Below are 2893 nucleotides of genomic sequence, written 5' to 3'. Positions count from 1 at the left end.
AACAGGATCTTTAACAAGATCCACTACCGCCGCCCCGCAGCCTCACTTGCCTCGGAATAACTACTACCATCAATTCCAGCGTCCGGTTTGTCGAGCGCGAATCCGCTGGTCCGCATCCGTCAGCAAACGCAAGACGTCTCGGTACCTACGCGACACCGACGTCAGCGTTCGGGTGTCGTTGATCGCTCGGCGGCACTCTCGGCGAAGGGCACACGCGTGTCGAGCCAGCAGACGCCGGTCTTCCGCCGACCGAACCTCGACGGCGAGGTTGCCGATCACTTCCATCATCTGCAGCGACGCGTTGCGATCCGCCGCCACGTAGGGTCGCAGTTGATCAAAAATGAGCGACGCGAACGCTCGGAACGAAGTCGGCTCGGCGATCAATCTCAATTTCTGGTCATCGTCATAGCGATGAGGTGACGGCAATTCACGGTCCGCCAACGTTTCCAATGCCGACTGCAGCCAATCCATGCAACTGATCGCGGTGAAAGGATCGTTCACCCCCGGTGACAATGCACGCATCGCCACCTCAACGAGTTGGTTCACTTGGAACCGCAAATCCTGCGTCGCCGTACGCTGCGCGCCGTACACAAACATCGCCGAGATATCCTCTGCCGCCTCCTCGCTCAATCGTTCCTTCGGAGACGCCAGCAACAACACCGTCTTTGACGTCACAAAATCACCCGGGCTGACCTGAACATGCAGCACGAGGTCATGACGCGACGCCAAATCGAGCAAGCCATCTCCGTCGATATACTCCAGGTACCCGGTCCCTTCCGACACGACTTTCTCAGCCGACTCGTCAAACCAGGGCGGCAACACCACCGGGGCGTCGACTTCGCAATCGGCGTCCGTCGGCTCGCCAACCCGGGCAGGAAATTGGCGGTCGATCTGCGAATTCAATCGGCGACCGACGCGGGCAACAATGTTCGAGACATGGATGGTTTCAGGGACGTGATGAATAAAAAAGATCAACACACCGACGCTGGCGATCGCCATCCCCACACCAACGATCATGGCGACGTGAGGCACAAACGCCCCCAACAACTCGAGCTGCTCCGCCTCGGCAACGGACAGCCCCGGAGGCGGCGATTCCGCGCTGCGAACCGTCCGCAACACCATCAGACAATACAAGAACGTCGAGATAAACACGCCCAACGTGAACTGGTTCGCCTTGTCGCTCATAAAGTTATTGAGCAACCGCGGCCCGACCTGCGACGTTGTGTGAGAGATCGACAAGATCGTCATCGAGAAAGTCACGCCGGCGACCGTGATCATCGAACCGGCAACCGTCGACAGGACCGCTCGCGCTCCCTCGGGCTCGTTGCCGTAGAGCCAATTCGTGTTGTTAATCCAACTCGTGCCGAGCCGATAATCCAACGCGGTGGTCAGAAACGACAGCGTGATCGCACCGATCGCCATCAATAGGGGCACAAACCAATAACTGGCTTTTATCTTCGCCCACAACGTGATCAAGATGGCTTTCATAGTCGGTCAAAAACCCGATTCGAATCCGTGGCATTGGACGAGGGAACAAATCCTTGATGCGCAAGTCGAGTGAGGGATTCCTTGCGTCATCCACTACAAAGCCACCCGAAGACTACGCTGCGGCAGACCTCTAACCGCTATCTTAGCCAACCGCACTCGCACCGCGTTTGATTTCTTTGACCACGCGGACCGCCCCGTTCTCCGGCCGGATTCCGTGACCATATTTCATCGCGTAAACCTGGGTCGCCTCCGCACCGAGCAGAACGATCATCGCGGAGTAGTACACCCATACGAGCAACACGGCTAACGAGGCCGCCGCGGCACCGAGTTGTGCTCCAGGATCGCTGTACGAGAAATACAACTCCAGCCCCCATCGGCCGAGCAAAAACAGGGTGGTCGTAATCACCGCGCCAACGAAAACATCACGCCATCGCACCTCCGCATCGGGCATAAATTTGAAGATTGCCGCGAAGATGATCAGTACGACCAATCCTTGCACCGCGAAGTTCACCGCAGACGCAGCCATGCCGGACATACCAATCCATCCGCCGAGTTGTCCACCGATCGCCGCGAGCACAGACGAAACAACTAGCGAAACCAACAGCAAAAAGCCGAGCCCCAAAATCATCGCAAAGGAGAGCAATCGTTTGACGAGAAAATTCTTCCACCCCGTCGATTCAGGATCCGGCTGGACTTCCCAAACCTGATTGAGTGCCGCTTGCAACGCAGCAACCACGCCGGTCGCTCCGACGACAATCCCGGCAAAACTCAGCAGTGTCTTCCACCACTTGCCGCTAGCCTGATCGTTATTCTCGAGAATCGTCGAGACTTGTTCGGTCGCCGCTTGGTTGCCCAGCATCTGAGCCGCTTGGCTGGTGAGGACCTGCTGAGCCTGCGCTTCGGCTTGTTCGGTGTCGTACATCACCGACAAACCGAACGTTAGCACCGTGAGAAGCAGATACAGCAATGGCGGCAATGCGAATGCGGTGTAGTAGGCGAGAGCCGCCGCCAACGTACTGCAATTGTTTTTAGAAAACTCGTTGAAAGTTTGCTTGAAAAAGTCCATGGGTGCGGGCCCGTTGCGATCGGTGGGTAATGTCTGTGACATGGCCAATCGCGCGAAATGAGAACGCATCGACCATCGTTACTTTTCAGAACGATGGCACGCAAATGCCGCGCCAAACCTCGAACTAGTGAATCCGCGCCCCTAGCTGGATTCGCCCGAATTCAGACCACACACCGACTGCGAACCTCCGAAGTCGTGGCGACGCCGGCTACGGTTTGATTTGCCCCCCCCGAAGCCTCCCCGGCTACGGGTCGGTTTGCGAAATCAAATCGCGGCCGCAGAACTGACTCGCGAGACGGCCCACCGAAAGGGGACACGCATCAATCGATCAGCAACTGA

2 protein-coding genes are annotated in these 2893 nt (G+C 57.4%); both read right to left on the bottom strand.

All coding sequences use genetic code 11. The features are described 5' to 3' along the window. Positions 1 to 69: 69 nt before the first annotated feature. A complete protein-coding gene (locus tag RSSM_RS11330) occupies positions 70 to 1488 on the bottom strand; it encodes a DUF2254 domain-containing protein (protein WP_008678219.1) in 1419 nt (472 codons plus the stop codon). A gap of 142 nt (positions 1489 to 1630) precedes the next feature. Beyond that, positions 1631 to 2596, bottom strand: a complete 966-nt coding sequence (locus RSSM_RS11325) for a YihY/virulence factor BrkB family protein (protein WP_236621087.1) — start codon at positions 2594 to 2596, stop codon at positions 1631 to 1633. Between the last annotated feature and the right edge of the window lie 297 nt (positions 2597 to 2893).

Origin of the sequence: Aporhodopirellula sallentina SM41 (genome assembly GCF_000346505.1) — a bacterium.
GTDB lineage: Bacteria > Planctomycetota > Planctomycetia > Pirellulales > Pirellulaceae > Rhodopirellula > Rhodopirellula sallentina.
This window is presented reverse-complemented; position numbering and strand designations above follow the sequence as displayed.